This window comes from Duganella paludis (assembly GCF_054461335.1).
The window spans coordinates 626,200-651,641 of sequence record NZ_CM136922.1; the positions used below are offsets into that span (position 1 = coordinate 626,200).

General features: G+C 62.1%; 27 protein-coding genes and 5 tRNA genes. 2 read left to right on the forward strand and 30 right to left on the reverse strand.

Annotated elements, in window-relative coordinates; genetic code table 11:
• The 29 genes from ACXZ1M_RS02740 to ACXZ1M_RS02880 all read right to left on the reverse strand — a co-directional run bounded on the left by ACXZ1M_RS02740 (nt 1) and on the right by ACXZ1M_RS02880 (nt 22,606).
• Nucleotides 1-2,157 (reverse strand): outer membrane protein assembly factor BamB family protein, encoded by a 2,157-nt coding sequence (locus ACXZ1M_RS02740; RefSeq protein ID WP_459051704.1) that lies wholly within the window; start codon nt 2,155-2,157, stop codon nt 1-3.
• Nucleotides 2,158-2,284: 127 nt separating this feature from the next.
• A tRNA-Gly gene (locus ACXZ1M_RS02745) sits at nt 2,285-2,360 on the reverse strand.
• A gap of 10 nt (nt 2,361-2,370) precedes the next feature.
• Nucleotides 2,371-2,444, reverse strand: a tRNA-Cys gene (locus tag ACXZ1M_RS02750).
• Nucleotides 2,445-2,501: 57 nt separating this feature from the next.
• Nucleotides 2,502-2,577 (reverse strand) — tRNA-Gly (locus tag ACXZ1M_RS02755).
• Between the two features lie 45 nt (nt 2,578-2,622).
• Nucleotides 2,623-2,698: transfer RNA gene (locus ACXZ1M_RS02760), tRNA-Gly, on the reverse strand.
• Between the two features lie 70 nt (nt 2,699-2,768).
• Nucleotides 2,769-2,844 (reverse strand) — tRNA-Gly (locus tag ACXZ1M_RS02765).
• 86 nt (nt 2,845-2,930) lie between these two features.
• Entirely contained in the window at nt 2,931-3,512 is a 582-nt protein-coding gene (gene pgsA / locus ACXZ1M_RS02770; RefSeq protein ID WP_459051705.1) for a CDP-diacylglycerol--glycerol-3-phosphate 3-phosphatidyltransferase, read from the reverse strand.
• Nucleotides 3,513-3,607: 95 nt separating this feature from the next.
• Nucleotides 3,608-5,461, reverse strand: coding sequence for an excinuclease ABC subunit UvrC (uvrC, locus tag ACXZ1M_RS02775; RefSeq protein ID WP_459051706.1), 1,854 nt, complete (start codon nt 5,459-5,461; stop codon nt 3,608-3,610).
• Nucleotides 5,458-5,853 (reverse strand): holo-ACP synthase, encoded by a 396-nt coding sequence (acpS, locus tag ACXZ1M_RS02780; RefSeq protein WP_459051707.1) that lies wholly within the window; start codon nt 5,851-5,853, stop codon nt 5,458-5,460. Before acpS ends, uvrC begins: the two co-directional genes overlap by 4 nt.
• Entirely contained in the window at nt 5,850-6,611 is a 762-nt protein-coding gene (gene pdxJ / locus ACXZ1M_RS02785; protein WP_459051708.1) for a pyridoxine 5'-phosphate synthase, read from the reverse strand. Before pdxJ ends, acpS begins: the two co-directional genes overlap by 4 nt.
• A gap of 16 nt (nt 6,612-6,627) precedes the next feature.
• Nucleotides 6,628-7,521 carry a DNA repair protein RecO gene (gene recO / locus ACXZ1M_RS02790; protein ID WP_459051709.1) on the reverse strand — a complete coding sequence of 298 codons (894 nt, stop codon included), beginning with the start codon at nt 7,519-7,521 and terminating at the stop codon, nt 6,628-6,630.
• 12 nt (nt 7,522-7,533) lie between these two features.
• Nucleotides 7,534-8,439 (reverse strand): GTPase Era, encoded by a 906-nt coding sequence (era, locus tag ACXZ1M_RS02795; RefSeq protein WP_459051710.1) that lies wholly within the window; start codon nt 8,437-8,439, stop codon nt 7,534-7,536.
• A gap of 12 nt (nt 8,440-8,451) precedes the next feature.
• Nucleotides 8,452-9,240: a ribonuclease III gene (rnc, locus tag ACXZ1M_RS02800; protein WP_459051711.1), complete on the reverse strand. Its 789-nt coding sequence runs from the start codon at nt 9,238-9,240 to the stop codon at nt 8,452-8,454.
• Between the two features lie 15 nt (nt 9,241-9,255).
• Complete coding sequence (locus ACXZ1M_RS02805; RefSeq protein ID WP_459051712.1) at nt 9,256-9,627, reverse strand: DUF4845 domain-containing protein; 372 nt, start codon at nt 9,625-9,627, stop codon at nt 9,256-9,258.
• A 29-nt stretch (nt 9,628-9,656) separates the two neighbouring features.
• Nucleotides 9,657-10,574, reverse strand: a complete 918-nt coding sequence (gene lepB / locus ACXZ1M_RS02810) for a signal peptidase I (RefSeq protein ID WP_373987835.1) — start codon at nt 10,572-10,574, stop codon at nt 9,657-9,659.
• Complete coding sequence (gene lepA / locus ACXZ1M_RS02815) at nt 10,571-12,364, reverse strand: translation elongation factor 4 (protein ID WP_459051713.1); 1,794 nt, start codon at nt 12,362-12,364, stop codon at nt 10,571-10,573. The genes lepB and lepA overlap by 4 nt, the downstream gene beginning before the upstream one ends.
• 142 nt (nt 12,365-12,506) lie before the next feature.
• Nucleotides 12,507-12,755 (reverse strand): glutaredoxin family protein, encoded by a 249-nt coding sequence (locus ACXZ1M_RS02820; RefSeq protein ID WP_459051714.1) that lies wholly within the window; start codon nt 12,753-12,755, stop codon nt 12,507-12,509.
• Nucleotides 12,756-12,837: 82 nt separating this feature from the next.
• A complete protein-coding gene (locus ACXZ1M_RS02825) occupies nt 12,838-14,241 on the reverse strand; it encodes a DegQ family serine endoprotease (RefSeq protein ID WP_459053963.1) in 1,404 nt (467 codons plus the stop codon).
• A gap of 214 nt (nt 14,242-14,455) precedes the next feature.
• On the reverse strand, nt 14,456-14,737 hold the full coding sequence (locus tag ACXZ1M_RS02830) for a sigma-E factor negative regulatory protein (protein ID WP_459051715.1): 282 nt from the start codon (nt 14,735-14,737) through the stop codon (nt 14,456-14,458).
• A gap of 69 nt (nt 14,738-14,806) precedes the next feature.
• Nucleotides 14,807-15,448 carry an RNA polymerase sigma factor RpoE gene (gene rpoE, locus ACXZ1M_RS02835; protein WP_459051716.1) on the reverse strand — a complete coding sequence of 214 codons (642 nt, stop codon included), beginning with the start codon at nt 15,446-15,448 and terminating at the stop codon, nt 14,807-14,809.
• A gap of 52 nt (nt 15,449-15,500) precedes the next feature.
• Nucleotides 15,501-15,926 (reverse strand): protein YgfX, encoded by a 426-nt coding sequence (locus ACXZ1M_RS02840; protein ID WP_459051717.1) that lies wholly within the window; start codon nt 15,924-15,926, stop codon nt 15,501-15,503.
• Nucleotides 15,927-16,081: 155 nt separating this feature from the next.
• Nucleotides 16,082-17,329: a beta-ketoacyl-ACP synthase II gene (fabF, locus tag ACXZ1M_RS02845; protein WP_459051718.1), complete on the reverse strand. Its 1,248-nt coding sequence runs from the start codon at nt 17,327-17,329 to the stop codon at nt 16,082-16,084.
• 30 nt (nt 17,330-17,359) lie between these two features.
• The gene (acpP, locus tag ACXZ1M_RS02850) at nt 17,360-17,599 is read right to left on the reverse strand and encodes an acyl carrier protein (RefSeq protein ID WP_055936274.1); all 240 of its coding nucleotides are present in this window, start codon (nt 17,597-17,599) and stop codon (nt 17,360-17,362) included.
• A gap of 144 nt (nt 17,600-17,743) precedes the next feature.
• Nucleotides 17,744-18,490: a 3-oxoacyl-ACP reductase FabG gene (gene fabG / locus ACXZ1M_RS02855; RefSeq protein WP_459051719.1), complete on the reverse strand. Its 747-nt coding sequence runs from the start codon at nt 18,488-18,490 to the stop codon at nt 17,744-17,746.
• 48 nt (nt 18,491-18,538) lie between these two features.
• Nucleotides 18,539-19,474: an ACP S-malonyltransferase gene (gene fabD, locus ACXZ1M_RS02860; RefSeq protein WP_459051720.1), complete on the reverse strand. Its 936-nt coding sequence runs from the start codon at nt 19,472-19,474 to the stop codon at nt 18,539-18,541.
• 100 nt (nt 19,475-19,574) lie between these two features.
• Complete coding sequence (locus tag ACXZ1M_RS02865) at nt 19,575-20,558, reverse strand: beta-ketoacyl-ACP synthase III (protein WP_459051721.1); 984 nt, start codon at nt 20,556-20,558, stop codon at nt 19,575-19,577.
• Between the two features lie 16 nt (nt 20,559-20,574).
• Nucleotides 20,575-21,636 (reverse strand): phosphate acyltransferase PlsX, encoded by a 1,062-nt coding sequence (plsX, locus tag ACXZ1M_RS02870; RefSeq protein WP_459051722.1) that lies wholly within the window; start codon nt 21,634-21,636, stop codon nt 20,575-20,577.
• A gap of 145 nt (nt 21,637-21,781) precedes the next feature.
• Complete coding sequence (rpmF, locus tag ACXZ1M_RS02875; protein ID WP_008449924.1) at nt 21,782-21,964, reverse strand: 50S ribosomal protein L32; 183 nt, start codon at nt 21,962-21,964, stop codon at nt 21,782-21,784.
• Between the two features lie 144 nt (nt 21,965-22,108).
• On the reverse strand, nt 22,109-22,606 hold the full coding sequence (locus ACXZ1M_RS02880; protein WP_459051723.1) for a YceD family protein: 498 nt from the start codon (nt 22,604-22,606) through the stop codon (nt 22,109-22,111).
• A 126-nt stretch (nt 22,607-22,732) separates the two neighbouring features.
• Here ACXZ1M_RS02880 and ACXZ1M_RS02885 point away from each other — a divergent pair, with 126 nt between their 5' ends.
• Nucleotides 22,733-23,323 (forward strand): Maf-like protein, encoded by a 591-nt coding sequence (locus ACXZ1M_RS02885; protein WP_459051724.1) that lies wholly within the window; start codon nt 22,733-22,735, stop codon nt 23,321-23,323.
• Nucleotide 23,324: 1 nt separating this feature from the next.
• Complete coding sequence (locus tag ACXZ1M_RS02890) at nt 23,325-24,050, forward strand: SAM-dependent methyltransferase (RefSeq protein WP_459051725.1); 726 nt, start codon at nt 23,325-23,327, stop codon at nt 24,048-24,050.
• Nucleotides 24,051-24,147: 97 nt separating this feature from the next.
• Here ACXZ1M_RS02890 and ACXZ1M_RS02895 read toward each other — a convergent pair whose 3' ends face one another.
• Nucleotides 24,148-25,416 (reverse strand): EAL and HDOD domain-containing protein, encoded by a 1,269-nt coding sequence (locus ACXZ1M_RS02895; protein ID WP_459051726.1) that lies wholly within the window; start codon nt 25,414-25,416, stop codon nt 24,148-24,150.
• Between the last annotated feature and the right edge of the window lie 26 nt (nt 25,417-25,442).

Consider the following 25,442-nt stretch of genomic DNA (forward strand, 5'->3'; position numbering starts at 1 on the left):
TCAGGGAAGGCTAAAGACGACGATACTACCACCCGGTTTCGACTTGACGTTCTTGCCGCCGCCTGCGCCGATGGCAACGTACTGCTTGCCGCTCACGGCGTAGGTCGCCGGCGTCGCGATGCCGGCGGCGGGCAGCGTGGTTTGCCACAGCAGCTTGCCCGTGTTCTTGTCGAAGGCCCTGAACCGGTTGTCGTACACGGTGGCGCCGATCAGCAGAAGACCGCCCCGGGTGACGACGGCGCCGCCATAATTTTCGCTGCCGGTGTCGGTCATGCCCTGCGCCGCCAGTTCGGGGTATTCACCGAACGGCTGGGTCCACACATACTCGCCGGTGTTGACGTTGATGGCGCTGAGCGTTCCCCAGGGCGGCGTGATGGCGGGATAGCCTTCGGCATCCAGGAATTTCGTGTAGCCGTCGAAGACCCAGGAGTCGCCCTCCGTGGACGGATAGGCCGGTGCACCCTTGGGCGCCATCTGGGCGGGATCGCCGCGCAGGTAGCCGATGATGGCGTCGACGTCGGCGTCCGACAGCGTGCCGCCGAATCCGGGCATGCGTCCGCCCCCTTGCGCGATCTGGCGCCGCAATTGCGCGGGCGTCAGGCGATCATGGACGCCGGCCAGCGCCGGGAATTCCGGCGGACTGCCCTTACCCTCGTTGCCGTGGCACGCGGCGCAGGTGTTCAGGTACAGGGCCTGTCCACTTTTCCCGGCCACGACCGGCGGATGTTGCTTGACCTTCAGGACCCACGCCATCTCGTTGGCGTTGACGTAGATGATACCCGTCGTCGGGTCATACGCCGCCCCGCCCCACTCCGCGCCGCCGTCCATGCCCGGGAACAGGACCGTCCCCTGCTGCGATGGCGGATCGAACGGCCCGCGAGAGTGCAGACCCGAGAACGCCGCCAGCGCGTCGTGGTGCGCCTTGGCCGTCCGCTTGGTGAGCATGTCGGCCGTCAACTGCTGGCGCGCGAAGGGCTTGGGCAGCGTGGGCAACGCCTGGGTGGGCGCGCTCACTTCACCGGGAATGTCGGATGCGGGCGGCCGCAACTCGGTCAGCGGATACATGGGCTGGCCCGTCAAGCGGTCCAGGATGTAGATGACACCCGCCTTGGTCGGCTGCACCAGCGCCGGGATGCGTTTGCCGTTCCGGTTGACGGTGATCAGGGTCGGCGGAGTCGGCGGGTCGCGGTCCCAGAGGTCGTGCCTGACCAGCTGGAAGTGCCAGCGCCGTTTTCCAGTGTTCGCGTCCAGCGCGACGAGTGAGGTGCCGAAGAGGTTGTCCCCGATCCGGTCGCCCCCGTAGAAGTCCTTGTTCCCCATGCCGGCCGAACCCAGGGGCGCGAACACGATGCCGCGCTCGGGGTCGAGCGTCAGGCCCGACCAGGCGTTCGCGCCCATCGCCGTTTTCCAGGCGTCCTTGGGCCAGGTGTCGTAACCCTTCTCGCCCGGATGCGGGATCGTATGGAAGATCCATTTCTGCGCCCCGGTGCGCACGTCGTAAGCCCGGATGTGGCCCGGCGTGTTGCCGGTGGAACCCATGACGATCAGGTTCTTGTAGACGACACCGGGCGACACATTGCCTACGCTGACGCTGTCCGGATCGCGCCCCAACCCCTCGCGCATGTCGATCTTGCCGTGCTTGCCGAATCCTGCGGCCAGCTTGCCGGTCCGCGCATCGACCGCCATCAGGTGGCCGCGAAACGTGACGAAAATGCGTTCTTCACCTCCATTTCGCCAGTACGAAACGCCCCGCAGGCGCTGCTTGGTGCGGATGTCTTCGCCGAACGCCGGATCAAACACCCAGCGCTGCTCGCCGGTCGCCGCATTCAGGCAGAACAGGCGGCCTTTCGGCGACACGAAATAAAAGCGGTCGCCGACGACGAGCGGATTGCCCTGCATATCCGACTGATTGCCGCCGTCGCCGAAAGCGTCGCCCGAATCGAAGGTCCAGGCGACCTTCAGGTCCTTGACGTTGCCGGTGTTGATCTGGTCCAGCGTCGAGTAATGGGTACCGTGGGCATTGCCGTGATACCAGGGCCACTCGTTGCCGGATTGGGAAACCGCAGTCGGGTTCGCTGCTGCCTGGCACACCATCACCCATCCAGCCAAGGCGGCCGCCGCAATGGGCCGCGCGGATGAAATTCCGTACTGCTGCATGTTGTCTCCTGTTATTTTCGGCACGAAGCCGCAGCGCAAGAATACACGCAGCATTTCGGCGAATCTATCAGGAAAACGGCAATATGAAGGCAAAAAGGGCAGCCCACCGGGCTGCCCTTCTACATTTTGGAGCGGGAGAAGAGTCTCGAACTCTCGACCTCAACCTTGGCAAGGTTGCGCTCTACCAACTGAGCTACTCCCGCTTAGGAGCTTTGGAGGCGAGGATCGGAGTCGAACCGACCTAGACGGCTTTGCAGGCCGCTGCATAACCGCTTTGCTACCTCGCCAGAGGAAACTTTTTACTGCAAGACCACAGCGGGGTTACGCGCTGCGATCCGGAATTCTGGAGCGGGAGAAGAGTCTCGAACTCTCGACCTCAACCTTGGCAAGGTTGCGCTCTACCAACTGAGCTACTCCCGCATTGGAGTTACATTTTTTACTACGCCAGCCAGCTTCCGGGGAAACTGGAGCGGGAGAAGAGTCTCGAACTCTCGACCTCAACCTTGGCAAGGTTGCGCTCTACCAACTGAGCTACTCCCGCATTTGGAGTCCAGCATCTTAGCAGCAAGCTGCTCTTTTTGCTAGTACTACTTGTTATCGACAACTTTGTTTGGAGCGGGAGAAGAGTCTCGAACTCTCGACCTCAACCTTGGCAAGGTTGCGCTCTACCAACTGAGCTACTCCCGCTTTGCTTCGTCGTCATCAACAACAGGCCAGCATTATAGAGCATCTGTGGCGGCTGTCAATGCCGAATGAAAATATTGTTTATACGGTTACAGTTGACCCGCTTTTTCCTTGATCAGCGGCCACGCCAGGCGCAGGTAGTAGAACATCGACCACACCGTCAACACCGCCGCCACTTCCAGCAGGCGCGCGCCCCAGAACTGGGTGTCGACCGCGCCGAACAGCACATCATGGAACAGCAGCAGCGGAATCGCCGTCATTTGCGCCGTGGTCTTGATCTTGCCCAGCGAGCTGACCGCCACCGATTTCGAGGCGCCGATCTGCGCCATCCACTCGCGCAGCGCCGAGATGGCGATCTCGCGGCCGATAATGATGAAGGACATGACCGCATTGGCGCGATCGAGCTGCACCAGCACCAGCAAGGCGCCGGCCACCATCAGCTTGTCCGCCACCGGATCGAGGAAGGCGCCGAAGGCCGAGGTCTGGTTCCAGCGCCGCGCCAGGAAGCCGTCGAACCAGTCGGTGACGGCGGCGACGATGAACACCAGCGTGGCCGCCAGATTCTGATCCGACACCGGCAGCATGGTGGTCGGTAGGTAGTAGACGCCCACCACCAGCGGAATCAGCGCAACGCGCAACCAGGTTAACAGAATCGGAATATTGAAAGGCATAAGCTCAAGATAAAGTGCGGCCAGGAAAATGTGTAATGCGCCGCTAGTCTACCTTGCCCTTGCGCTTTAAACCAGCACCGTTGTAGGGGACGCCCTCAATGCAGCTGCTTGTAGATTTCCTCGGCCAGGGCGCTGGAGATGCCCTCCACCGTCTTCAGGTCTTCGACGCTGGCGTTGACCACCCCGCGCAGGCCGCCGAAGCGGGCCAGCAGGCGCTGTCGCCGCTTGGCGCCGATGCCTTCGATCTCCTCCAGGCGCGAGGTCTGGCGCGTCTTGGCGCGCTTGGCGCGCATGCCGGTGATGGCGAAGCGGTGCGCCTCGTCGCGGATCTGCGCCACCAGCATCAGCGCCGCCGATTCCTTGCCCAGCTCCTGCGCCGGCCGGCCATCGACGAACATCAGGGTCTCCAGGCCGACGCGCCGCCCTTCCCCTTTCGCCACGCCGACGATCAGGCTGATGTCCAGCCCCAGTTCGGCGAACACCTGGCGTGCCATTTCGATCTGGCCCTTGCCGCCGTCGATCAGCACCACGTCCGGCATCACGCCGTCGCCATTGGCGACCTTCTCGTAGCGGCGGAACAGCACCTGGCGCATGGCGGCGTAATCGTCGCCCGGCGTGATGTCGTTGATGTTGTAGCGGCGGTATTCGCCGTTCTGCATCTGGTGGTGATGGAACACCACGCACGACGCCTGCGTGGCCTCGCCCTGCGTGTGCGAGATGTCGAAGCACTCCACGCGCAGCGCGTCGATGTCCTCCGGCTCCAGCTGCAAAGCCTCGACCAGTGCGCGCGTGCGCGATTGCTGCGAGCCCTGCTCCGACAGCAGCCGCGCCAGCGAGATCTCGGCGCCCTTCTGCGCCAGCTCCAGCCATTTGCGGCGCTGATCCTGCGGCTGGAAGATCAGGTTGATGCGGTGGCCGCACTGCTCCTGCAAGGCCTGGATCAGCGCCGGATGATTGAACTCGATGTTGAGGATCAGCGTGCCGGGAATGAATTTGTCGGCGTAGTGCTGCGCCAGGAAGGCCGCCAGCACTTCGACCTCGATCGATTCCTCGGCGATGGCTTCGGCGTCGCTGACGTGGGTCGGGAAGTAGGCGCGGTCGCCCAGGTGGCGGCCGCCGCGCACCATGGCCAGGTTGACGCAGGCGCGTCCACCCTGCACCAGCACGGCGATGATGTCGACGTCGGCGTCGCCGGTGGTTTCCATGCTTTGCTGGTGCAGCACGCGCGACAGCGACTGGATCTGGTTGCGCACCGCCGCCGCCTGCTCGAATTTGAGTTCGCCGGCGTAGGCATGCATTTTCTTTTCCAGATCGGCCAGCACTTCGGACTGGCGGCCGCGCAGGAAGCGCGCGGCGTTTTCCACGTCGAGCTGGTAGTCCTCTTTGCTGATCAAGTCCACGCACGGGCCGCTGCAGCGGCCGATCTGGTTCAGCAGGCAGGGGCGCGTGCGGTTGGAATACACGCTATCCTCGCAGGTGCGGATCTGGAACACCTTCTGCAAAATCTGCATCGATTCCTTGACCGCCCACGAGCTGGGGAAGGGACCGAAGTACTGGTTCTTCTTGTCCACCGCGCCGCGATAGTAAACCATGCGCGGCGCATCGCCGCCGGTGATCTTCAGGTAGGGATAGGATTTATCGTCGCGGAACAGGATGTTGAAGCGCGGGCTGAGGGCCTTGATCAGGTTATTCTCAAGGATCAGGGCTTCGGCTTCGCTGTGGGTGACTGTGGTTTCCAGGCGCGCGATGCGCTCGACCATCATGGCGATGCGCGGGCTGGCCAGGTTTTTCTGGAAGTAGCTCGACACCCGCTTTTTCAGGTCGCGCGCCTTGCCGACGTAGAGCACTTTGTCCTCGGCGTCGAAATAGCGGTACACGCCCGGCAGGTTGGGCAGCTTGGCGACGGTGGCTAATACTTGTTCGCGCGGATCGCTTACTTCTTCTGTCACTTTTCCTGCTCCACGATGACGAAGGCGACCGCGTAGTCCTCTTCGTCGCTGACGGTCACCTGTGCCGACAGCTTGTTCTTTTCCATGAATTCTTTCAGCACGCCGCTGCATACGATCATCGGCTTGCCGCTCGGGTGATTGAGCATCTGCGCGGCCGGCCACGTCATCGGCATGCGGATGCCCAGGCCGATGGCCTTGGCGAAGGCTTCCTTGGCGGCGAAGCGCGTCGCCACAAAGCGGATGCCGCGCACCGGGTGCTTGGCCTTGCGCGCCAAATACTTGTCGAATTCCTGCGGCCCGAGAATCTTTTTGGCGAAGCGGTCGCCATGCTTTGCCAGCGCTGCTTCGATGCGCGGGATTTTGCAGATGTCGGTGCCGATCCCGTAAATCATTTTCGCGCGCCCAGGCGGGTCGAGACCATGATGGCCTTCATTTCGCGCACGGCGTTTTCCCAGCCGACGAACACCGAGTGCGCGACGATGGCGTGGCCGATGTTCAGTTCCGCGATTTCAGGAATGGCGGCAATCGCCTGTACGTTGGTGTAGTGCAGGCCGTGGCCGGCGTTGACCTTTAAGCCCTTGCCTACGCCATACAGCACGCCGCGATGGATGCGCTCCAATTCGGCCGCCTGCTCGGCACCTTCGGTGTCCGCATAGCGGCCGGTGTGCAGTTCGATCACCGGTGCGCCAACGGCGGCGGTGGCGTCCATCTGCGCTTCGTCGGCATCGATGAACAGGCTGACGCGGATGCCTTCGGCCTGCAGCTGCTTCACAGCGCGCTCGACGGCGTTGTAGTTGCCGGCGACATCGAGGCCGCCTTCGGTGGTGACTTCGGTGCGCTTTTCCGGCACCAGGCAAACGTCGGCCGGTTTGATCCGGCAGGCGAAGTCGATCATCTCCTGCGTGACAGCGGCTTCCAGGTTCATGCGGGTCAGCAGCTGCGGCGCCAGCGCGACGACGTCGGCGTCCTTGATGTGGCGGCGGTCTTCGCGCAGGTGCAGCGTGATGCAGTCGGCACCGGTCTGCTCGGCCAGCAGTGCGGCGCGGATCGGGTCCGGGTAGCGGGTGCCGCGCGCGTTGCGCAGGGTGGCGACGTGGTCGATGTTCACGCCGAGGTCGATGATGGTGCCGCTAGGTTGCAGGAAGCTCATTGTGTTATCTCGTTATTTATAACTGGGACAGGTCTATCAGTATCTGGCGGGTGTTCAGTGGCGCGCCGTTCAGGTGGTGTGCGACCAGGAAGCGCATCAGCTGCTTGCTCTGGACTTGCGTCGCCACGTCTTCGTAATTTTCGCATTCCATGTCGAGCAGCGTCTTGCCGGCCACGCGCGGCCAAGGGTCGGAGGCGCGCTCGGGACGCGGGCCGCGCTCGGGATCTACCACGTAGGTGATGCCGGCCTGCACCACGCCGCGCGTTTCGACGCAACGCGTCAAGTCGGCGGCCACGCCCGTCTCTTTAAGTAAGGCCCGTTCGAACTTTCTCAAGACGATGGAAGCAGGTTCATTGTGCGCCAGCTGGTTGAGCGTGGCGACGTAGTGGTCGAACAGCGCCGGGTGCGCGTCGTCGCGCGCCAGCAGCTTGACCAGCAGTTCGTTGAGGTAGAAGCCGCACAGCAGCGCGGTTTTCTCCAACGGCAGCATGCCGCCCACCCATTCGGCGTCGGTCAAGGTGCGCAGTTCGGATTTGCCGACCCAGCTTGAGGACAGCGGCTGGAAGGTCTGCAGCACGCCGCGCAGCTGCGAGTGCGGCCGCTTGGCGCCCTTGGCGATCAAGGCCACGCGGCCGAAGTCACGCGTGAACAGGTCGATGATCAGGCTGGTTTCTTTGTAGGGATAGCTGTGCAGCACGAAGGCCGGCTGGCCGGCGACCTTGGTGCCGACGGTGCGCTCACGGCTGGGCGCGCGCGGGCGCTTGGGTGCGGCGGATGCGGCAGGCGCAGCGGCTGCGGCAGGCGCAGCGGCTGCGGCAGGTACAGCGGCCGCTGCGGCCATCGCAGGCACGCTCGCCTCCACCGGCGCCGGCGGCGCAGCTAGGGTGTCGGCATCGAGCGTGGTGGTCATGCTGGTGATGGATTACTCGTAACCGTAAGCGCGCAGGCCCGCTTCGTTGTCGGCCCAGCCGGATTTGACCTTGACCCAGATTTCCAGGTACACCGGACCGCCGAACAGTTTTTCCATATCGAGGCGCGCTTGCGTCGACACTTCCTTCAGGCGCGCGCCCTTGTTCCCGATGATCATGGACTTGTGCGTATCGCGCTCGACCAGGATGGCGGCGAACACGCGGCGCAGGTCGCCCTCCTGCTCGAACTTCTCGATCAGCACGGTGCTGGTGTAAGGCAGTTCGTCGCCGACGAAGCGGAACAGCTTCTCGCGCACGATTTCCGACGCCATGAACTTCTCGCTGCGGTCGGTGATGTCGTCCGGTCCGAAGATGGCTTCGTTCTCAGGCAGCAGTTTTTTCAGTTCTTTTTCCAGTCCGTCGAGCTGGAAGCGCAGCTTGGCCGACACCGGCACGATGGCGGCGAAGTTGAACTTGGCCGCGACCTGCTGCGCGAACGGCATCAGCGCGACCTTGTCCTTGACGCGGTCCGACTTGTTGATCACCAAAATCACCGGCACTTCGGTCGGCAGCAGGTCCAGCACTTGCTGGTCGGCCGGGCCGAAGGTGCCCGCCTCGATCACGAACAGGATCAGGTCCGACGAGATCAGTGTGTTGGTGACGGTCTTGTTCAGCGTCTTGTTCAGCGCGTTGGCGTGACGGGTCTGGAAGCCCGGCGTGTCGACGTAGATGAACTGCGCGTCGTCATAGGTCTGGATGCCGGTGATGCGGTGGCGCGTGGTCTGCGCCTTGCGCGAGGTGATGCTGACCTTGGCGCCAATCAGGGTGTTCATCAGCGTGGACTTGCCGACGTTCGGGCGGCCCACAATAGCGATGTAGCCGCAACGGAAGTTGCTGGCGGAGGTCGTTTCGGTCGTCATGGTGTTCTCGTGTTATTTATTTGCTGCCTTGGCCGACGGCGTCGGCTGGTCCTGCACGGTGGCGATGCCCGCCAGCTTGAGCTGGGCGGCACGCGGCTTGGACTTGCGGGTGGCTGCCGGCGCTTTCTGCACGGCCTGTTCGGCGGCGGCCAGGGCCAGCTTGGCGGCTGCCTGTTCGCCGGCGCGGCGGCTGCCGCCGCGGCCGAACACCTGGATGCCCAGCTTGGGCACCAGGCATTCAATTTCAAATTCCTGGCTGTGCGCGGCGCCGTGGGTGGCGATCACGTTGTACAGCGGCAGGGAGATTTTCTTCGCTTGCAGGAATTCCTGCAGCAGGGTCTTGGCATCCTTGCCCAAGGTTTGCGGATCGACCGTGTCCAGGATCGGGATGTAGAAGGAACGGATCACGTCGCGCGCTTCGTTGAAGCCGCCGTCGAGGTAGATGGCGCCCAGCAGCGCTTCCAGCGTATCGGCCAGAATCGACGGACGGCGGAAGCCGCCCGATTTCAGCTCGCCCTCGCCCAGGCGCAGGAACTGCGACAGTTCCAGCTTCTGCGCGATTTCAAACAGCGACTGCTGCTTGACCAGGTTGGCGCGCAGGCGCGACAGGTCGCCCTCGTCGATCAGCAGATAGCGGTCGTACAGGATGGACGCCACCACGCAGTTCAGAATCGAATCGCCCAGGAACTCCAGCCGTTCGTTATGCACACTGCTATGGCTACGGTGCGTCAGGGCCTGCTGTAAAAGACCAGCATCCTGGAACGTGTAGCCTAAACGAGTTTGCAATAACTGGAGATTCATTATCTGTCGGATTCTTTATTCGGTTTTCGCGGGTTTGGCAGCGCCTTTGGCGGTGGTGCCTTCGTATTCCAGCAGCAGGCTGGCCGGCCCGACCAGCGGGATTTTCTTTTCGTAGGCGAAACTGATTTCCGTTTCGCCATTAACTTTTTCGATGATCAGGTCGCGGCCGTTGATCGAGCTGATGTAACCGGCCACGGCGCTGGCGTCGAAGGATTTCTGGATCTCCACCACCGACCCGGCCGACTTGGCCGTGACGATGGCGTTCTGGATCGCCCGGTATTCGGTGTAGGTCGGCACGATTTTCAGCGCCAGCACCAGCACCATGCCCAGCAGGCCCAGCACCACGATCAGTCCCACCAGCGAAATACCCTGCTGCCGTTTTTGCATCTTAGACCCTTTCGCGCCTGCGTACAGAATTAACGGATGCTGCCGATACGGCGCAGATTACCCAGATTCATCCAAACGAAAAATGCTTTTCCAACAATGTTCTTATCCGGAACAAAGCCCCAATAGCGGCTGTCCAAGCTGTTGTCGCGGTTGTCACCCATCATGAAGTAGTTGCCCGCTGGAACCACGCAGGTGAACCCTTCATAGCGATAGCTGCAGTTCTCGCTCTGCGGGAACGGGAACACGCTCTCGCGGCTGTAGGTCGGCTTGCCTTCGTCGTTCAAGATCCGGTGGCTCACGCCACTCAGGTTTTCCTCGAACTGCTTGTTGTACACCATGCGCTCGTCGCCGAGGTAGTCGTCCAGCTGGACATACTTCACTTCCACGCCGTTGACGGTTAAGCGCTTGTTTTCATACGTGATTTTATCACCCGGCACGCCAACCACGCGTTTGATGTAATCCTGGCTCATATCCATCGGATATTTGAACACCATCACATCGCCGCGCTGCGGGTCGTTGATCTGCACGATCTTCTTGTTGATGACCGGCAGACGGATGCCGTAGGTGAACTTGTTCACCAGGATCAGGTCGCCCACCAGCAGGGTCGGCACCATCGACGACGATGGAATCTTGAACGGCTCATACAGGAACGAGCGCAGGAAAAACACCAGCGCGATCACCGGGAAGAAGCTGCCCGAGTATTCGATCCAGGTCGGCTGGCGCAGGATGCCTGCTTCCAGCTGGGCACGGTTGCCGCTGTTGTCGACCTTGATGCCGTCTGCGCTCAGCTTGGCGTTGCGGGCGTCGTAATCGGCCAGCGCGCGGTCGGCGGCGGCACGGCGCTGCTTGGCCAGGTAGAACACGTCGAAAAACCAGATCACGCCCGTGATCACCATCAGCACGAACAGGATTAATGCAAAGTTACCTAAGATGACTTGCAGGTTCATTTATCGTCCACTTGTAAGATGGCCAGGAACGCTTCTTGTGGAATCTCGACCGAGCCCACTTGCTTCATGCGTTTTTTACCGGCTTTTTGTTTCTCCAGCAGTTTCTTCTTACGGCTGACGTCACCGCCGTAGCACTTGGCCAGCACGTTCTTGCGCAGCGCCTTCACGTTTTCACGCGAAATCACGTTGACGCCGATGGCGGCCTGGATGGCCACGTCGAACATCTGGCGCGGAATCAGTTCGCGCATCTTGGCGGCCACCTGGCGGCCGCGATAGGCCGAGTTGGAGCGGTGGACGATGATCGCCAGCGCATCGACCTTGTCGCCGTTGATCAGCATGTCGACCTTGACCACGTCCGAGGTGCGGTATTCCTTGAACTCGTAGTCCATCGAGGCGTAGCCGCGCGACGTGGATTTCAGCTTGTCGAAGAAGTCCAGCACGATCTCGCCCATCGGCATCTCATAGATCAGCTTGACCTGGCGGCCGTGGTAGCTCATGTCCATCTGCACGCCGCGCTTGCTGATACACAGGGTGATCACCGAACCGACATACTCTTGCGGCATGTACAGGTTCACCGTCACGATCGGTTCGCGGATTTCGTTGTACTTGGTGGTTTCCGGCATGCGCGACGGGTTGTCCACCTTGATGACGGAACCGTCGCGCATCTCGACTTCATACACCACGGTCGGCGCGGTGGTGATCAGGTCCTGGTCGAATTCGCGCTCCAGGCGCTCCTGCACGATTTCCATGTGCAGCAGGCCCAGGAAGCCGCAGCGGAAGCCGAAGCCCAGCGCCTGCGACACTTCCGGCTCGTACATCAGGGCGGCATCGTTCAGCTTCAGCTTTTCCAGCGCGTCGCGCAGAGAATCGTACTGGTTGGCTTCGACCGGGAACAGGCCGGCGAACACCTGCGGCTGGACTTCCTTGAAGCCCGGCAGCGGCTCGGCGGCGCCATTCAGCGCGTGGGTGATGGTGTCGCCCACTTTGGCGGCCTTCAATTCCTTGATGCCGGCGATGACGAAGCCCACCTGGCCGGCCGACAGTTGCGGCAGCGAGAACGAACGCGGCGAGAACACGCCCACGTCTTCCGTCAGCTGTACCGAGTCGGTCGCCATCAGTTTGATTTTTTCTTTCGGTTTCAGGGTGCCGTTGACCACGCGCACCAGCATCACCACGCCAACGTAGGCGTCGTACCAGGAGTCGACGATCAGCGCCTGCAGCGGCGCGTTCGGATCACCCTTCGGTGGCGGCACCTTGGCGATGATCGATTCCAGCACGTCTTCCACGCCGAGGCCGGTCTTGGCCGAGCAGTGGACGGCGTCGCCGGCTTCGATGCCGATCACGTCTTCGATTTCGGCGATGGCGTTCGGTGGATCGGCGTTCGGCAAGTCGATCTTGTTCAGGACCGGCACCACTTCCACGCCCAGGTCGAGCGCGGTGTAGCAGTTGGCCACGGTCTGGGCTTCCACGCCTTGCGAGGCGTCGACCACCAGCAGCGCGCCTTCGCAGGCCGACAGCGAGCGCGACACTTCATACGAGAAGTCGACGTGGCCGGGGGTGTCGATCAGGTTCAGGTTGTAGACCACGCCATCGCGGGCCTTGTATTGCAGGGCGGCGGTTTGCGCTTTGATCGTAATGCCGCGTTCGCGCTCCAGATCCATCGAATCGAGCACTTGCGCCTCCATCTCGCGGTCGGACAAGCCGCCGCACAGCTGGATGATGCGGTCGGCCAGGGTCGATTTACCGTGGTCGATGTGGGCGATGATGGAGAAGTTACGTATGTTGTTCATTAACAAATATTCAAAAACGGTTTTGAAACGACGGGCGCACAATACAAAAAAGCGCTCCGAGCTGGGCGATGCCCTGGCGAGCGCCTTGTGGAAATATGCTATGCCCGGGCATTTTACCGGATTTCAGAGCGGAAAGCCCGATTTATGGCACGAGAAGTGCAAGTACTTGGGCTTCGTCGAGGAAGTAGTGGCACAGCTCCGGCTTGGACAGGTCGGCGAACAGCACCGGCACCAGTTCATCGTAGCGCGCCAGCAGGTCGGGGTCGCCGGCCTGGTCGATGTCGATCACGTCCACGGTGAAGGGCTGCTGCGGCGTTTGCAGGCGCAGCAGGGCTTCCAGCATATCGTGACACAAATGACAATAGTCGCGGGAATAGAGAGTGAAGTGCATGCGCGCTCCGTCGTTCCTGCGCACGCAGGAACCCATGCTGAGCATACTCGGCATGGGTCCCCGCTTGCGCGAAGACGACGCTTTACTTCGCGGTTGGGCGCAGCAGGATGTGGCGCGAGGCGCCGTCGCGCAGCACCAGCAGCACGGCCGGCTTCTTCGGATCGAGCTTGGCCACCGCCGCGTTGAACTGCTTGACGTCCTTGATCTCGGTGTTATTCAGCTGCAGCAGCACATCGCCCTCTTCCAGCTGGGCGCTGGCCGCCACGCCTTCCACATCATCGACCACCACGCCGCCGGCGATGCCCAGCTCTTTCTTCTGGTCGGCGCTCAGGTCGCTGACCTTCAGGCCCAGCACATTGGCCTTGGCCGGTTCCGGCTCGGCCTTGCCCTTGCCTTTGCCGCCCTTGGCCGGCTTCTCGGCATCGAGTTCGGCCACGGTGACCGGCAAGGTCAGCTCGGCGCCCTTGCGCCAGACGGTGACGGTGGCCTTGCTTTCCAGCGCGGTCTCGCCCACCAAGCGCGGCAGGTCGCTGGAACGGTTCACCGGCTTGCCGTTGAACTTGAGGATGATGTCGCCCGCCTTGACGCCGGCCTTCTCGGCGGGACCGCCCGGCTCCACCAGCGACACTTCGGCGCCCTGCGCATTCTTCAGGCCCAGCGATTCCGCCACTTCCTTGTTGACTTCGCCGATCTGCACGCCGATGCGGCCACGGGTGACCTTGCCGCTCTTCTTCAACTGGTCCGACACGCGGATCGCTTCATTGATCGGCACGGCGAACGAAATGCCGTTCGAGCCGCCCGACAACGTGGCGATCTGCGAATTGATGCCGATGACCTCGCCGCGCATATTGATCAGCGGGCCGCCCGAATTGCCGGGATTGACCGCGACGTCGCTCTGGATCAGCGGCAGGTATTCGCCGGTGTCGCGCGCCTTGGCCGAGATGATGCCGGCGGTGACGGTGTTTTCCAGGTTGAACGGCGAGCCGATGGCAATCACCCATTCGCCGGCGCGGATCTTGTCCGAATCGCCCATCAGCAGGAACGGCAGTTGCGCGCCGTCGATTTTCAGCACGGCCACGTCGGTGCGGGCGTCGGCGCCCAGCACCTTGGCCTTGAATTCGCGCTTGTCGGTCAGGGTGACGAACACTTCGTCGGCGCCGTCGACCACATGGGCATTGGTCAGCACATAGCCATCGGCCGACAGGATGAAGCCGGAACCGACGCCGCGCTGCACCGGTTCGTCGGACGGCGCCTGGCGGCGCGGCGTGCGGCCTTGCGGCGCCGGGACATTGCCACCGAAGAAGCGGCGCAGCAGTTCCTGCATCTCGTCGTCACCCGGCAGGCCGTTGGCGCGCGGCGTCTGCTTGGGGCGCTCGGTGGTGCGGATATTCACCACGGCCGGGCCGACGCGGTCGACCAGATCGGCGAAGTCCGGCAGGCCGATCACGGCGCCGGTGACGGGCACGGCCGCCGTTGCCGGCGACATCCCCAGGGTCATCCATAAGCTTGCGCCAAGTACCAGCGCGGACAGCGTTTTACTACCAGCAGAGAAGTTATTTTTCATGGAAATTATCGGTCTCTATAAAGTTCGGGATGCAGGCGCTCGCCCCGTCGACGCGGTAGGCGCGCGACGTGAGGCTAGCACATGGTAAGCGAAAATCGCCATACCGGATGCGCGAAAAGATTATAAAGGTATGTGCTCAGGGCAAGGTAATGGCGGGCGACGGAACTTCAAGCCCCGGCAACGATGGCGCATAGTCCGGTTCGGCCGCCAGCGCGGTGGCCAGGCGCACGCCGAAGCCGTCGCTCAGTTCGCCGCCCGGCGTGCTGCGCAGCACGTCCCCGGTCAGGTGATAGGCACGCCAGGCGGCGCGCCCTTCCGGCGTGCCGAGCGCGGCCAGTGCCAGCTCCCGCTCGCTGTCCGGCAGCTCGCCGTCGGCCAGCGCCGAGATGTGTTCGTGCAGTCTTTTTTGGGTATCCATCGCGTATCCCGCCATAAAAACCAGTCTGCTGTTTTGCCGGACGCCAACAGCTCTTCCATCATTGCCGCCTTACCAGCGCTTGTCAACCGGCATGTCGAGCAAGGGCCGCAGTTTGTCGGCGATCACCTCGCGCGCGCGGAAGATGCGGCTGCGCACCGTGCCGATCGGGCAGGCCATGATGTCGGAAATTTCCTCATAGCTGAGCCCATCGATCTCGCGCAGGGCAATGGCGGTGCGCAAGTCCACCGGCAAGGCGTCCATGGCGGCGTTGACGGTCTGGGCGATCTGCTTGCTGGCCAGCATGGACTCCGGGGTGTTGATGTCGCGCAAATACTCACCATCGTTCAAGCCCTCCGCTTGCTCGGCGTCGGCGTCGGCGAACGTGGGCGTGCGCCGCCCCTGCGTCGCCAGGGAATTCTTGGCGGTGTTGATGCCGATGCGGTACAGCCAGGTGTAGAAAGCCGAATCGCCACGAAAATGTCGCAACGCCCGGTATGCCTTGATAAAGGTTTCCTGCACCACGTCCTCCGCTTCCGCCGGGTCGTGCACGATGCGCGACAGCAGGCGCATGAGCCGGCGCTGATACTTCGCCACCAGCAAATCAAAAGCCTGTTTGTCACCATCGCGGACCCGCTCGACCAGCAACTGGTCGCACTCGCGTTCTGTCGTCACTCCTGCATTCCTCGGTGGTCTGCAGCGCTGCCACTTCATCCAGCCGTATGCGATGCCGCATATGCTATAGAGTTAGCTCGCTGCAAGAAGTTCACACTGCCGACGTGTTTATTTGGGCGCGCGCGGCGGCGCGGCATGCCAGCGCCAGAGCGCGCCACTCGTGCCGCGTTACGCTGTCCGGCAGCACCGCCAGCGTCCGCACGCCGCCCGAGGCATCGCGCAGACGCAGTAACAGCAGGCACGGCCACAGGGTCGCGCCATCCAGCCGGCATAACGCACTGCCGCTCTGCTGGTATACCGTCAGCCGCACACGGCCGACACCGGATATATCAAGCTCTCGCGCAATTGCCGACGGACGCCCGAACAGCCAACCCAGCACGCCCATCAACAAGCACAAGCACGGCGCAGCGACGCCGGGACACGCGGCGGCGGACGTCATCACGCAACAGCACAAGCCGGCATGCGCAAGGCGCAGACCGCGCGAGGGGCGGACGATGACGGACACCGCGATCGACATGACGGCAGCACCAAAAAACACATGAATTAAAACGGGGGATACAACGTGGAAGCGCCGGCGCGGGGGCCGGGCAATTCAGGCGCCGGTGGGAGCCGGCGCCGAATTCTCGCCCACCCTGTTTGGACAGGACGAGGCGAGAATTAGTTCAAACTTTTTTAGACCTTACCGAAGACCAGGCTGCCGTTGGTGCCGCCAAAGCCGAACGAGTTCTTGACTGCATACTCGATCTTCATATCGCGGGCCACATTGGCGCAGAAGTCCAGGTCGCAGTTCGGGTCCTGGTTGAAGATGTTGATGGTCGGAGGCGACACCTGATGGTGGATCGCCAACACCGTAAACACCGCTTCCAGGCCACCTGCGCCGCCCAGCAAGTGGCCGGTCATCGACTTGGTCGAATTGACCACCAGCTTCTTGGCGTGGTCGCCGAAGGTGCGCTTGATGCCCTGCACTTCAGCCACGTCGCCTTGCGGGGTCGAGGTGCCGTGCGCATTCACGTACTGCACCTGATCCGGGTTGATGCCGGCGTTGCGCAAGGCGGCTTGCGCCGATTTGCTGCCACCGCTGCCATCTTCCAGAGGCGAGGTCATATGATAAGCATCGGCGCTCATGCCGAAGCCCACCACTTCCGCGTAGATCTTGGCGCCGCGCGCCTTGGCGTGTTCGTACTCTTCGAGCACCATCACGCCGGCGCCTTCGCCCAGCACGAAACCGTCGCGGTCCGTATCCCACGGACGGGATGCGGTCGCTGGATCGTCGTTGCGGGACGACAGCGCCTTGGCCGAGGCGAAACCGCCCAGGCCCAGCGGCGACACGGTCGATTCGGCGCCACCGGCGATCATCACGTCGGCATCGCCGTACTCGATCAGACGAGCGGCGGCGCCGATGCAGTGCAGGCCGGTAGTACAAGCCGTCACGATCGACAGGTTAGGACCACGCATGCCGTACTTGATCGACAGGTTGCCCGAGATCATATTGATGATCGAGGCCGGCACGAAGAACGGCGAGATACGGCGCGGACCGCGCTTGTCGTAATCTTCCTTCTGCTCTTCGATCATCGGCAGGCCGCCGATGCCGGAACCGACGATCACGCCGATGCGGTCGGCGTTTTCTTCGGTGACAACCACGCCGGAGTCTTGCACAGCCTGGATGCCGGCCGCCATGCCGTAGTGGATGAAGGTATCCATGTGGCGGGCTTCTTTCGCGGAGATGTACTCCTCGATGTTGAAGCCTTTGACCTCGCCGGCAAAACGGGTGCTGAAAGCAGATGCGTCAAACTTGGTGATGGTGGCAATACCGGATTTGCCCTCGGTGGCCGCTGCCCACGAGTCGGCAATGTTATTGCCGATCGGAGTGACGGCGCCCAGGCCGGTAATGACAACACGACGGTTTTTAGAACCTCTCAAGCGATTCTCCTAAAGTCGATCGGGCAGATATTACGCCTTGACGTGCGCGGTAGCGTAGTCGATCGCTTGCTGCACGGTGGTGATTTTTTCTGCTTGTTCGTCAGGGATTTCCATTTCGAACTCGTCTTCCAGTGCCATCACCAGCTCAACGGTGTCCAGCGAGTCAGCGCCCAGATCATCGACGAACGACGATTCGGTTTTGATGTCTGCTTCGGCGACGCCCAGTTGTTCAGCGACGATTTTCTTAACGCGTTGTTCGATATCCGACATGTTATGGCTCCATTTTGTTTGTTACGGAAAGCGCGCATTTTATCAGGTTTGCGCACTGAAAAACTAATTTCGGTGTCTGCTGCTAAATATACCGAAATTACTACTAAAAGATTTGAAACGGCTTTATTCGTGCGCCGCTCCGCATCAGTTCATATACATACCGCCATTCACGTGGAGGGTGGTGCCGGTAATATAAGCGGCTTGCGGCGACGCCAGGAAGGCGACCGCCGCAGCGATATCCTCCGGCTTGCCGAGGCGCGCCAGGGGGATTTGCGTCAGCAAGGCGGCGTGCTGCTCTTCGCCCAGCGACTTGGTCATGTCGGTGTCGATAAAGCCCGGCGCCACGCTGTTGACGGTGATGTTGCGGCTGCCGATTTCGCGTGCCAGCGCGCGCGTCATGCCTTCCACGCCGGCCTTGGCGGCGGCGTAGTTCATCTGGCCCGGATTGCCGGACGAGGCCACCACCGAGGTGATGTTGATGATGCGGCCGGCCTTGGCCTTCATCATGCCGCGCAGGACGGCGCGCGACAGGCGGCCGACCGAGCTCAGGTTGGTGGAGATGACGCTGTCCCACTCCTCGTCCTTCATGCGCATGGCCAGGTTGTCCTGGGTGATGCCGGCATTGTTGACCAGGATGGCGACCGCGCCGTAAGTCTTGGTGATGTCGTCGATGACGGCGGCGCAGGCTTCGGCGTTGGTGACGTTCAGCACCATGCCCTTGCCGGCTTCGGCGCCGATCTCGGCCAGGTAGGCCGAGATCGCTTCGGCGCCCGCTTCGGTGGTGGCGGTGCCGACCACGCGCGCACCCTGGCGTGCCAACTCTTGAGCAATGGCCTTGCCGATGCCGCGCGATGCGCCCGTTACCAGGGCGACTTGATTTGCTAAAGTCATGTAAGTCCTTCTACAGTAAATACGGAGTGTGCCTGAATGCGCAAACGCTTATTTGAGTTCGCTCAACACGCGCTCCAGCGTAGCCTGATCGTAAAACGCGTCGCCCACCAGATTGGCGTCGATACGTTTGGTCAGACCCATCAGCACTTTGCCCGGGCCGCATTCGACCAGCTTGGTGATGCCTTCGGCGCCGATCTTCTGCACCGTTTCCACCCAGCGCACCGGCGCGGCGGCCTGGCGCACCAGCGTATCCTTGATCGCGGCCGGATCGTTCAGCACGGCGACGTCGACGTTGTTGATCAGCTGGATCTGCGGCGCCGAGAAGCTGATGTTTTCCAGGTAGTCACGCAGGCGGTCCGACGCCGGCTTCAGCAGCGACGAGTGGAACGGCGCCGACACCGGCAGACGCAAGGCGCGCTTGGCGCCCTTGGCCTTGGCGATTTCGCAGGCGCGCTCGACAGCGGCGGTTTCGCCGGCGATCACCACTTGCGCCGGGGCGTTGAAGTTGACGGCTTCGACCACGCCACCAGCGGCGGCGGCTTCGGCGCAGGCGGCGCGCACGTCGTCATCCGACAGGCCCAGCACCACGGCCATGGTGCCCTGCCCGACCGGCACGGCTTCCTGCATGGCTTGCGCGCGGAAGCGCACCAGCGGCACGGCATCCTTGAACGAGATCACGCCGGCGGCCACCAGGGCCGAGTATTCGCCCAGGCTATGGCCGGCCACGACCGACGGCAGCGGGCCGCCGGCGGCGATCCATGCGCGATAGCTGGCGACGGCGGCGGTCAGCATGACCGGCTGGGTGTTGGTGGTCAGGTCCAGCTCTTCTTTCGGGCCTTCGGCCATCAGCTTGCCGAGGTCGAATTGCAGCGCATCGGATGCTTCGGCGATGGTCTGGGCGACCACCGGGTTACCGGCAAAGCCGTCCATCATCGCAATCGCCTGCGAACCTTGGCCTGGGAATACAAAAGCAAATTTAGTCATGACGTGTTCCATCTCTTTTATTATTGGCAGCAAAGCTATCATGCAAACATGACCGCTCTGCTACCGCTGAGCCCGTTAGAACTCTAATTCTAATTCAGGGTCAAAAACGCGCGAGCACAGCGCCCCAAGTGAAGCCGCCACCGACGCCTTCGAGCATGATGTTGTGGCCACGCTGCACGCGGCCATCGCGCACGGCGGCATCCAGCGCCAGCGGGATCGATGCGGCCGAGGTATTGCCATGCTGGTCGACGGTGACCACCATCTTTTCCATCGGCAAGCCCAGCTTCTTGGCGGTGCTGCTCATGATGCGCAGGTTGGCTTGGTGCGGGATCAGCCAGTCGATCTGCTCCGCCTGCATGCCGGCTTTTTCCAGTGCCTCGTCGGCCACCTTCGCCAGTACCGAGACGGCCAGCTTGAATACCGCCGGGCCGTCCATGTACAGGTAGGCTTCGCCGGCGGTGGCGCCGCTGAAGGTGTTGGGCATGCACAGGATGTCGGAGTGGCTGCCGTCCGCGTGCAAGGCGGTGGCCAGAATGCCAGACTCTTGCGAAGCGCTCAGCACCACGGCGCCGGCGCCGTCGCCGAACAGCACGCAGGTGGTGCGGTCGCTGAAATCGAGGATGCGGGAAAATACTTCGGAACCGATCACCAGCACATTCTTGTGCACGCCGGCGCGGATGAAGGCGTCGGCGGTCGACAGCGCGTAGACGAAGCCGCTGCACACAGCCTGCACGTCGACGGCGGCGCCGTGGTTGGTGATGCCCAGCTTTTGCTGCACGATGCAGGCGGTGCTGGGGAAGCTGCCGAAGAAATCCGGGGTCGAGCTGGCAACGATGATCAGGTCGATATCGTTGGGCTGCAGGCCGGCCATCTCCAGCGCATTCCTGGCGGCCTTGACCGCCAGGTCGGACGACTTTTCGTCAGGCGCGGCAAAGTGGCGCGCAGCGATGCCGCTGCGGGTCGTGATCCACTCGTCCGAGGTCTCGATGCCTTTGGCAGCGAGTTGATCAGCCAGTTCCTGGTTGGTCACGCGCTTTGCCGGCAGATAACTGCCGGTGCCCATAATTTTGCTAAACAAAGTCATGCCGTTCTACCGTCCACTAATTCGTTGAGGTGGGTACTTCCGGGGCTTCGGTGTTACGCGGCATCAGCTCGGTGATCAGCGTCGAAATGTGCGGCAACACGTCATTTTTTGCAGCATCATACGCCCGCTTGATCGCCCATTCAAAGGAATATGCATCGGCGCCGCCATGGCTCTTGAACACCAGGCCGCGCAAACCCAGCAGGCTGGCGCCGTTATACCGCGACGGCGACAGGCGTTTCTTGATGTTGTTCAAGGCGCCGCGGCCGATCAGCGCGCTCAGGATGGTGAACGGATTGCGGGTGAATTCGGACTTCACGGTCTCGGCGAAGAAGCGGGCCACGCCCTCCACCGCCTTCAGGGTGACGTTGCCGGTAAAGCCGTCGCACACCACCAGGTCGGTGGTGCCCTTGAAGATGTCGTTGCCTTCGACGTTGCCGAAGAAATTCAGGGCGCCGCGTTCGTGGTCGACCTGCAGCAGCTTGCTGGTGGCCTTGACCACGTCGTTGCCCTTGATGTCCTCGGTGCCGACGTTGAGCAGGCCGATGGTCGGGCGCTCGATGTTTTCCATGGCCGAGACCAGCACCGAACCCATGATGGCGAACTGGTGCAGGTGATGCGGCCCACAGTCGACGTTGGCGCCCAGGTCCAGCATATAGGTCGGACCGCCCTTCTGGTTCGGCATGATGGAGCAGATGGCCGGACGGTCGACGCCGCTCATGGTCTTGAGCACGTAGCGGGCCACGGCCATCAGCGCGCCGGTGTTGCCGGCCGAGACGGAGGCTTGCGCCTTGCCGTCCTTGACCTGCTCGATGGCGACGCGCATCGACGAATCCTTCTTGCGGCGCAGGGCCACTTCGAGCGGATCGTCCATGGTGACTTGTTCGGAGGCATGAACCACACTCAGGCGCGGGTGGGCGTCGGCGTGGTGCTTTTTCAATTCGGCGCGGATGACGTCTTCGAGACCGACAAGGATCAGCTCGGCATCAGGCTCGCGTTTGACGAAGGAAATAGCTGCGGGGATAGTGACTGAGGGGCCGTGATCGCCACCCATGCAGTCGATAGAAATTTTGATTGTCATTGTTTTAGCAAGCGGCAGAACCGCGACAGCCGGAATCCGCGTTGGAACATGACGGTGTGCAAAACCAAATTGCAGCCGATGAAAAAAGAAAAAGCGATGCTACACAAGTCAGCACCGCCTGTTTCTGGTCCAGCAAAAGCGTCGATTACTCGTCGTTTTTGGTTTTCAGGACTTTGCGACCACGGTAAAAGCCGTTAGGGCTGATGTGGTGACGCAGGTGGGTTTCACCGGTGGTTGGCTCGATGCCCAGTTGTGGAGCAACCAGGAAATCGTGCGAACGGTGCATACCGCGCTTCGATGGGGATTTTTTGTTCTGCTGAACTGCCATGTTAATGACTCCTAATACATAAGTTCTAAAATTCTAACACAATCGACCGGCATAAAACATGCGAATCGAGCCCTACTACTTTGCACTGCTAACTTGCCAAGACTCGATTACTCGCCGCGCATTGACACGTCTGTTACAAACTACTTATTCGGATTTGAGGCCCTTCAGGGCGTCGAATGGCGAGATCTTCTCGCTTTTTGCCTTGTCCAGCAGGGAATCATCGGGGCAGACATCGTGTTTCGGCGTGTGCGGCAGGGCCAGCAGCGCTTCGTCTTCCACCAGATACATCAGTTCCATGCTGCGGCTACCGACGATCACATCGATCGACTCGTCGGCAATCATTTCTTCAATTTCATCTGCCTGTTCATCGTCCTTACCCAGCATCAGCACGGTCGACGAGGCGAGGTGGTGAGCGTAAGGCTTCAGGCAGCGTTGGCAAACCAGCTGAACGGTGCCGTCTACCGACAGCGTCATCTGGGGGAAGCCCATCTTGCTGGTGCTTCCTGCCACTTTCCAGGCAATCTCGCCGGAGGCGTCCGCGCACTCCTTGGCCAGGCGGGTCATTTCAGCGACAGGCGTCACGCCGTCCTGCTTCCCGTTGATCCGACAGAATTCAAAGGTGTCGATCACAAAAGCACTCATTACAGAAATTTCCCCGGAAAACCTGCGATAATAGCAGGGTTTTCGACATTAAGTCAAAGCCTTAGCGATTTTTTGCGTATTTCCTGTCGCAACATTACCGGCGACAGAGCATATAACAATCCCCTCATGACATCAAGTTTACTCGTACTCGCGTCCAGCTCCGCCTACCGCAAAGAATTACTGTCGCGCCTGCAACTGCCTTTCGAGGTGGCAGTGCCCGACATCGACGAAACCCCGCAGCCCGACGAAACGCCGAGCGCCACCGCCCTGCGCCTGGCCCGTGAAAAGGCCGCCGCCGTGGCCGCGAAGATGCCCGGCGCCATCGTCATCGGCTCGGACCAGGTCGCCACGCTGGACGGCGAACAGATCGGCAAGCCCGGCAACCACGCCAACGCGCTGGCGCAATTGCAGACAATGCGCGGCCGCGAAGTCATCTTCCACACCGCCCTGTGCGTGTGGGATGGCCGCAACGGCACGGCCCAAGTGGAAGACATCCAGACCGTGGTGAAGTTCCGCGATTTGCCGGACGCCGAGCTGGACGCCTACCTGCGCATCGAGCAGCCCTACGACTGCGCCGGCAGCGCCAAGAACGAAGCCTTGGGCATCGCCATCCTGGAACGCATCGACAGCAGCGACCCGACCGCCCTCACCGGCTTGCCATTAATCGCCCTGACAGGCATGCTGCGCGCCATTGGCGTCACCTTCTTCAAAAACTAATATGACCGGCACCCTCTTTTTAATACCGAACACCCTGGGCGACACCGAAACGCTCGCCAGCGTCCTGCCCGAGCAGGTGCAGCAGATCACCTCGCAGCTCGACTACTTCGTGGCGGAAAACGCCAAGACCGCGCGCGCCTTCCTGAAGCTGATCGGCGCACAGCACCCGCTGTGCAAGCCGATGCAGGAAATCCAGATCGCGGAACTGAACGTGAACACCCCGGCCGCCGCGCTGGCCGACCTGCTGGCGCCGCTGCTGGCGGGCCGCGATGGCGGCCTGGTGTCGGAAGCGGGCGTGCCGGCGGTGGCCGATCCCGGCGCCGACCTGGTACGCCTGGCGCACCAGCACAAGATCCCGGTACGGCCGCTGGTGGGACCGTCGTCGCTGCTGCTGGCGGTCATGGCGAGCGGCCTGAACGGCCAAAGCTTCGCCTTCAACGGCTACCTGCCGACCGACGCGGCGCAGCGCGCAGCGCGCATCAAGGAACTGGAACTGCGTTCGCGCAAGGAAAAGCAGACGCAGCTGTTCATCGAAACGCCGTACCGCAACGCCGCCATGCTGGAAGCGCTGATCGCCTCCTGCGCGCCGGGCACGCTGGCATGCGTAGCGACCGACCTCAGCCTGCCAACCGAAACCATCCGCACGATGACGGCGGCCCAATGGAAAACCGCGCCCGCGCCGGACTTCCACAAAAAGCCCACCGTCTTCCTCCTCCTCGCCCAATAAAACCCCATCCGGGGTCAGGTCCTCCATTGCTACACGCTCTCTGCTGTAGCCACGGCTACAGCAGAGAGCGTGTAGCAATGGAGGACCTGACCCCGGATTAGATGCTGCGGGTGTAGTCGGTAACCCATTCGATGGCGGCGAGTTGGATGGCGTAGAGTTGCGACGGCTTGAGCTCCAGCTGGTGCAGCATCTGCGCCAGTACCCGGCCGTCGCGGCCTTTTTCGATGTGCTCGATCAGGCTCAGCATGCTGCCGTAGTCGCCGCTGCGATGCAGCAGCGCGCCGCGCACTTCGTCCAGCACGTTCACGCTTTCCAGCACGTCGCGCATGTGGATCGAGAACAAGGTGTCCATCAGCGACATCACGCCCACCGTGAAGCCGATGTCCGCACTGACTCGCTGCCCCGGCTTGCGATGCTCGACCATCAGCTCCAAGGTCTTGCCGCGCGTGGTCGCCAGTTGCAGCAACGGCGAGGTGAATTCCTGCGTGCCGCCATTCTTCACGTACAGCAGGATCTGCAGCCAGCGCCGCAGCTGCCGGCGCCCCAGCACCATCAAGGCATGGCCCACCGAGTTGATGCGCTGACGCGCGCCCACCGCCGGCGTGTTCACCAGCCGCAGCAGGTTCAATGTGATCAGCGCGTCGTGCTTGACGCTGTGCTCGATTTCTGTGTTGCTGGCGTCGCGGTCCAGCAGCGTCAGCAGGTTCAGCACGCTCATCTGCGATGGCGAGATCTTCTTGCCGCTCAGGATCACCGGCCGCGCAAAATAATAGCCCTGGAAATATTCGAAGCCCAGGTCCATGCACTGCTGGAACTCTTCGACCGTTTCCACTTTCTCGGCCAGCAGCTTTTGCTTGGGGTTCTTCAGCACGCGCGACAAGGCCGGCAAGGTGCCCGGCTGCATATCCTTGATGTCGACCTTGATGACGTCGCACAGCGGCGTGAATTTCTGCACGTCCTCCGACTGGCCGATCACATCGTCCAGCGCGAACTTGAAGCCGACTTGTTTGAGCTCGGCGATGCGCGCCAGGATTTCCGGCGTCGCCTTGACCGTTTCGAGGATTTCGAGAATGACTTTGTCGTGCGGCAGGAAGCGGATGAAGTCGCTCATCAGCCCCACCGCGTCGACGTTGAAGAAGGCCAGCTGGTCGCCCACCACCTGCCCCATGCCCAGCTCGGAGGCATGGGCGATGACCGTGGCGGTGGCTTCGGCGTCGTCGGTGACGTGGGCGGCGTCGCTGGTTCCGGCGTCGCGGAACAGGAGTTCGTAGGCCACCAGCCGCTGTCCCCGATTGAGGATGGGCTGACGCGCCAGAAAGAAATTGTCAGCTAACTTGGATGGTGCAAGTGACGAGGCTAACATCATGGGGCGCTCCCATTGATATGCTTGTC